The sequence below is a fragment of the Bacillus sp. 007/AIA-02/001 genome (genome assembly GCF_004634455.1).
In the GTDB taxonomy this organism is placed as follows: domain Bacteria; phylum Bacillota; class Bacilli; order Bacillales; family Bacillaceae_G; genus Bacillus_A; species Bacillus_A cereus.
This window is the reverse complement of sequence record NZ_SEIY01000011.1, coordinates 175,745-182,480: the sequence shown is the minus strand read 5'-3', so window position 1 is coordinate 182,480 and position 6,736 is coordinate 175,745. Positions and strand designations below refer to the sequence as shown.

Genomic DNA, 6,736 nt, shown 5'->3' with positions numbered 1-6,736 from the left:
CTTTTGCATAAAGAGTACCAATCAGGTTTATTTACAACGAAAAATAAGATTTTTAGAGAATAGCTTAGAAAAAAATTGTGGAGGTTCAAACAAATGTGGTCACAATTGTTTAAACCTTTAAAGTAAAATGGAAGTTGGACAGTTGCTATACAGGCAGCAAATTTACAATATGTTTCGGCTGAGCCTTCGGGAAATATAATAGCAAATCGTAATGCAGTTAATGAATGGGAGAAATTCGAATTAATTCCGACTGGGGAATTATATACGTACGCTTTAAAAACTAAAAGTAATGGGAAGTATGTTTTGTTTGAGCCAAATGGTAGAGTAGTAGCAGATCGTACATCAATTGGGGCATGGGAAAAATTTATCTTATATAATGGTGGAGACAATAGGATATATGTATTACAAGCACTAAGTAATGGTAGATTTATATCAGCAAATGGTGGTAGAGAATTAACTGCTAATAGTTATGTAGCTGGAAGTTGGGAAAGATTTGTTATTGTATACTTCTAAACTTTGAAGTGTTATATATCTAAATAATAATGGCATGTTTAGTTTGTATAAACGCCTAATACAAGAAAGTATTAAGTATTTAATACAAGTGTATATTAACATGTAAAAGGGCTGCAAGTAATTAGCAGTCCTTTTTGCATGTTAAATAAGGACTTACTGAGGTTATAATGAAAAGAAAAAGAACCCTATAGGGTTCTTTTTCAAGGCATATTAACAGTAAGGAGAATCATGAAATGCTACTTCAAATCTTTATTAGGGGAAAGATTTTGAATAAGCTTAACATACATCTATTTTTACATAAATGTAAGATATAGTAAATTGATAATATTTATACTTACTATTGCTAATATTCAATTAAGATAGTTAATACTATTTATATAGTGTTAACTGGTGTATAGTACAGTATAGATTTAGAAATTTAATATTAGATTACATTTGTTAAAAAAGTTAATAGATATATTTTTTCAAATTCTAACTAACATTTAAACGGTTTTAATTGAAATTGGTTGTGTATTAACCTTTATAAGCCAATAAAAGTAAATAAAATAAACAAAGACCCTGTAATAAATACAGGGCCGGATACAGGGTTAAGGGAACGCATAGTTTCTTAATATCATAGTAGCATATATTCTTTGTATAGCTACATGAGGATTTTGACAGAATTAAGAACAAGACAGAAAATCTGTAGGAAAGCAAATATAGTGCTGGAAATGTGATTGGAAATTAAGTTATAAGTATATTGAAATGGATGAAAACTCTTGAGTACCATGATTAAATTGCCTTTAATTATGAGGTTTAGGTTAGAGGGATAATTGGATCTTACTGAACAGAAAAAATGTTTTTTAGATTAAAAGAAGAAAAGACACCTTTTGGGTGTCTTTTCTTTAGGTAAACAGTTCACATATTGCTGAATTAGATACGAAACTATAATTCGACTACGAAGTAAATCCTAACATAATCTGAACAGAAAAAATATGTAATATTACATTTTTAGTTTTTAATTATTTTATTCAATATAGAGAAGCAACGTAAATAAAAGGGCATGCAGTCGTATCTGCAGCCCTTTTTAGGAGGAATTCAAGACACCATTAGGACACGTATCGGTAAACAGGTTCAAAAATAGTATGTGTGAAAAGAAAAAGTCCTATACCAAAAGTAGACAGGATCTTATCTTTTTTACATTTTTAAAAATGAAATGCTGTCCTTTTGAAATCAGTACAGCACACATTTGGTTTGTAATGAAATTAGAAAAAGTATACATGAAAATGGCAGACAACTATTTTGTTGCCTGCCGGTGCCAGTGGATTGAATGAGTTAGTCAATTCAATAAATTGTGCTATCTCATTACCAGAAGAGTGAAGCCGCTAGTTCAAACGGCTTAGACATAGTTTGTCTAATAAAGAAAAAATTATGAGTAGAAATTTTGTTTGCTCTATATGAAAAGATAAATAGATATTCATCAGACAAGGATAATTTAGCATATCTTGAATAGGGTGTAGGAACGAATTAAAGAAAGGGATATTTGTTTAGGAAGGGACTGACTCAGGAGTGGGACTTTCGGACAGGGTTTGGGGAGCGGTGATTGCCTTTGGCATTGCGACTAATATCGTTGCTTGTATAATGGCGGTATACATTCAAAAATATGAGCTAATGATAAATCATCTTACAAATATTTTATTTTTAATAATTATCTCTTTAACGTTTATAAAGATGAAAATTAACAGATGGGTGGCTTTAGGATTTACATTAGTTGTAATAGAGAAAGGTATTAAAGCGGGCTATGACTTCTACACACATAATTATTATAGTGTCAGTTGGAGTTTAGCTATCATTGTCTATTGCATATACGAGATGGAAAAGTATCATATTGAAATAAACGAATAGGCGCAACAAAAAGGTGTTAGTAGGTGGAATTCTTTTTAAAATACTATAAAAAAGACACTACAAGAGTGTCTTTTTTTTGAAAATACTCTATAATTAACTTTGGGGAAGGTAATGTTAGAGTATTCGTTTAGCATTATCTTTATATTTGATAAACCATGAAATCGAAAGATTTTGTGGTTTATTTTATGAACAATAGATATTACAGTATTGGCAGTGAGTTATTAACCATTTTAAGCATTAGGGGAGAATGGATTAAAAGTCTAACATCGAATAACGGTTCCGGAATATAGTGTTGCGAAATGATCTCCCATATCCCAAACGGTACTTGCCTGTATATAGCCCTTAAAGCCTTCTGAAGAATAATAAATCTCTTTTGGTATACTTTCTTTAGTTTGGAAATGTGCTTTAGAGTACTTTACATAATGGTTTTTAACAACTTTTGCTTCTGGAACAATAGTGTTTTTTTGTTCCAATTTTGGCCTAGCACTAGAAGGTGGTATGAATTTTATATTGTCTTGGTAATTAGGATCTAAGGTGTCAGCTTGTACACTGTGTGACGAAACAAAGGTGCTTAGACTACTTCCCGCGATTAAAGTTGCAAATACTAACTTTGAGAATTTTGTTAATCTACTCATTCTATAATCTCCTTTTTATTATTTTGTAAGGTATCTCCTTACACCTCACAGTCTATATCCACTACAAAAGGGTGTACATACATATTGATAGACAAAATTCTACAAAATACCGCATGTTTTTGGGATTTATGTATAATAATCCAATGTCTAATAATCTATCAAAAGTAAAAAGGTAGGTCTTATATAAAAGAAAATGAATAATTTATGCAGGTAATGTATATGGAATTATTGTTTAAATATTCTAAAATGAGTTGATAAAGATGTTGGTAGTTTTTTTGGAAAACAAATAATTCCCTAGGTGAAATTTGGAAGGAAGATTCTCTGTTAGAGTTTTTATAAGGGAATTCATTTTCGTAGATTCAAAATGTAAAAATAACTAAAAGAGCAAGTGTTTCAATGGGTAAAAAGCTATGTTGAGTCTTTTTTCTCTGTCGGTGGTCGTCTAATCAATGAAATGACGGATGCTTATGATAGTTTGTGTCTAGCAACATTCGTGTATAAACGAATGAATTAAGAAAAGGGTGAAATATTGGATAACTCGAAATGGATGCCTTTAAGTAATGTTAATGATGATGAGGAAATTTGGGTAGGAGCAAGAGTTAGGGTGTACAATGTTGGTATGAATAGAGAAGATAAAGAAAATAATTTCTATGAATATATTATTTCTTATATCTACGACAACACTAACTACTTACAACTAACTAATTTAACAACAGGAAAAGCAGGTTATATTATTTGTGTCATTGAAAAAGAATTACCAAATAATTATGCTTTGGTCAGAACATTAAAGCAAAGAATAGGTTTAGAAAATACCTATTTTAGATTTGAATAATCAACAAATAAGGGAAGCACCAACTCTAAGGTGTCTTCCCTTATTTAATACTTTTTATCAATAATCAATATTAACAGAGCCTAAATAAAAAAGTGAGAAAAATGATAAACACTCTTCTCACTTTCATCAATTAGGGTGGCATATACATAAATATGCGTTTGGGTGGATTTTGGATGAAAAATCCACATGCATAGTATAACAAAAAAATTATGGCTTTTCGCATGTAATATTGCATATGAAAAATAGTAAAGTTTTAAATTTTAATATTAACAACTTATATATATGTGTTACAATGTAATTCTCTAATTTATTTTATTCTCCTATTTAGAATTTATAGTTTAGTGATTCAATAATACAAAAGTGGTTGTAATAAATAGATAAAACGATGAAATAATACAGTTAGAATGGTTAAAAGGCAGTTGAATATAAGTATTAAAAGAAATAAATTTACTTATTTATGTTTAGTGAATGTATTATGGTAAGAATTTCATCCGATTGGATTAGCGCTAAACTAGATTTTTATCCAAACAAATCCAATAATTATTTTTTAAATGAAGTATATGTTGCATCAAGTTTATTTGGAATAATTCGTAGTCTAATAATTGCTGAATCTAGAAAAATAACATATTCGAAAGGAGAGCAGATAAAACTCTGTCTGTGAAAATTAAATCTCTAAATTATAAAGTACGGATAATAGGATGTAATTGTGGTTTCATTTCGAATGGTACCATAAATGAATGTGGAAAAGTAAAGGAGAAAAATTTAAATAAACTATATAAGTAGTAAAAATGAAAAGGAGAAGTAGCTAGTGTTTAATATAAAAGAAAGATTGGGGCAAATAAAGCTTAAAACGAAGTTGTCTATGGCATTTATAGCAATATTAATTATACCAAGCCTTATCGTAGGAGTATCATCTTATAATAAAGCAAAAACAGATCTTAATGAAACAATTCTACAATCAGCAAAAGATAATATAAGTATTTTAGATAAGATTGTTGATGATGAATTAGAAAATAAGCATACAGATATCACTCATTTTGCAAAGGTACTCACACAAGGGGATTATAATCCTGAACAATCGCAAAATGTACAGAATAAATTTGATCAATATATACAGTTACATCCAGAGATAGAAACGATTTATACGGCATCCAGTAACAATCAATTTATTCATGCACCTGTTGGAAAAATACCAGAAGGGTTTAATCCGCTAGAAAGCAGTTGGTATAAGGATGCAGTAAAAGCAGATGGAGAGATTATTGTTTCATCTCCATATAAATCAAAGTCTACAGGAAATATGGTAATTGCAATTGCAAAGCAGAATGCAGATAAAAGTGGTGTCATTGGCGTAGATTTGAATATTAAAGATATCGTAAAAACATCCAAAATGATAAAAATTGGGAAGCAAGGATTTGTATCTATAGTTAGTCAAGATAAAACTATAGTTGTTCATCCATCACTAAAACCTGGAGAGAAATTAGATAAAACTTTAGTGGATGAATTGTACAAGACAGAAGATGGAGTAATTACTTATAGCCTCAATGGTGAAGATCGAAACATAAGCTTTAAGACAAATAAAAAAACAGGTTGGAAAATAGCTGGCGTAATGCCTACGAAAGAAATTGAAGAAGCTACCAATCCTATTTTTTATAAAACGCTCACTATAATAGGTGCTTCATTATTGTTAGGTGGAATTGTAATTCTATTCATACTCAAATCTATAATTACTCCACTAAGACAATTAGTCATTTCAGCTCAAAGAATTAGTCAAGGAGATTTAACCGAGAAAATAGATATTCGTTCAAAGGATGAACTTGGTCAATTAGGTGGTAGTTTCAATACAATGGCAGAGTCGTTACGTAATATTATTTCTCAAATTAACACATCTGCAGGACATGTAGCTGCGTCTTCTGAGGAACTAACTGCTAGTGTAGAGCAAGCAAGTGTTGCGACAGAACAAATTACAAAAGAGATGGAAGAAATCTCGAACAGTGCAGAGGTTCAAAATAATGAAGTTGAGTCTGGAGCTGAATTAATTGGTGAGGTAACACGAAATATTCAATACGTAGCTGAGAATGCTTCTGAAGTATCGGCTTCATCCATATACACTAAACAAAAAGCCAATGAAGGTGAACAATTAGTAGAACAAACTGTAACACAAATGCAGTCTATCCATCACTCTGTTTCTCAATCCGATAATGTCATAAAATTATTAGATAAGAAATCACAGCAAATTGGCAGTATATTAGAAGCGATTCAAAATATTGCGGAACAAACAAATTTATTAGCATTAAATGCAGCGATTGAAGCAGCTAGAGCTGGGGAACAGGGGAGAGGGTTTGCAATTGTTGCCGATGAAGTTAGAAAGTTGGCGGAGCAATCATCCGGATCTTCAATGGAAATTGGAAGTTTAATTAAAGAAATACAAGCAGACGTACATGAGACTGTAAAAGCTATGAATGAAGTAGGCGTAGAAGTACAGTCGGGAATTAAGGTTGCGAATGATACAAAACAAAGTTTTTATGAGATTTCAAAATCTGCAAATGATATTGTGTCAAAAGTGCATGATATGGTGGAACTATCTAATACAATGACTACTGATGCAATGAAAGTCGATACATCGATTGATCAAATAGCTATGGCTGTAAAAGAAAATTCTTCAAGTATGCAAACGATAGCTGGTTCATCTGAGGAACAACATGCTTCTATGGAAGAGATAAATTCTTCAGCAATACAATTAGCACAGATGGCGGAAGAACTTCAAGAGTTAATTGGTGGATTTAAGATTTAAGTTGAGATTCTAGGAGAGAATGCTAGAATCTTGTTACAGAGTGGAAATGAAAAATCTTATAACATAGTAAATAAGTATAAT

4 protein-coding genes and 1 pseudogene are annotated in these 6,736 nt (G+C 30.8%); 4 read left to right on the top strand and 1 reads right to left on the bottom strand.

Going from position 1 to position 6,736, the window contains the following annotated elements; genetic code table 11:
- Positions 1-126: 126 nt before the first annotated feature.
- Together ES895_RS20410 and ES895_RS20405 are read left to right on the top strand one after the other, a co-directional pair.
- Positions 127-513, top strand: a pseudogene (locus ES895_RS20410) (fascin domain-containing protein); the annotation flags it as partial.
- A gap of 1,548 nt (positions 514-2,061) precedes the next feature.
- Positions 2,062-2,397, top strand: coding sequence for a hypothetical protein (locus ES895_RS20405; RefSeq protein ID WP_000524431.1), 336 nt, complete (start codon positions 2,062-2,064; stop codon positions 2,395-2,397).
- Between the two features lie 260 nt (positions 2,398-2,657).
- Here ES895_RS20405 and ES895_RS20400 read toward each other — a convergent pair whose 3' ends face one another.
- Positions 2,658-3,032 (bottom strand): hypothetical protein, encoded by a 375-nt coding sequence (locus ES895_RS20400; protein WP_000088957.1) that lies wholly within the window; start codon positions 3,030-3,032, stop codon positions 2,658-2,660.
- 547 nt (positions 3,033-3,579) lie between these two features.
- On the opposite strand from ES895_RS20400, the gene ES895_RS20395 reads away from it, so the two are divergent.
- Together ES895_RS20395 and ES895_RS20385 are read left to right on the top strand one after the other, a co-directional pair.
- Positions 3,580-3,864 carry a hypothetical protein gene (locus ES895_RS20395; RefSeq protein ID WP_135238601.1) on the top strand — a complete coding sequence of 95 codons (285 nt, stop codon included), beginning with the start codon at positions 3,580-3,582 and terminating at the stop codon, positions 3,862-3,864.
- Positions 3,865-4,672: 808 nt separating this feature from the next.
- Positions 4,673-6,655: a methyl-accepting chemotaxis protein gene (locus ES895_RS20385; RefSeq protein ID WP_000481856.1), complete on the top strand. Its 1,983-nt coding sequence runs from the start codon at positions 4,673-4,675 to the stop codon at positions 6,653-6,655.
- Positions 6,656-6,736: the final 81 nt, after the last annotated feature.

Excerpts from the sequence above, each read along its gene's own strand:
- ES895_RS20395 (WP_135238601.1), top strand. The coding sequence starts at position 3,580 with ATGCCTTTAAGTAATGTTAATGATGATGAGGAAATTTGGGTAGGAGCA.
- ES895_RS20400 (WP_000088957.1), bottom strand. The coding sequence starts at position 3,032 with ATGAGTAGATTAACAAAATTCTCAAAGTTAGTATTTGCAACTTTAATC.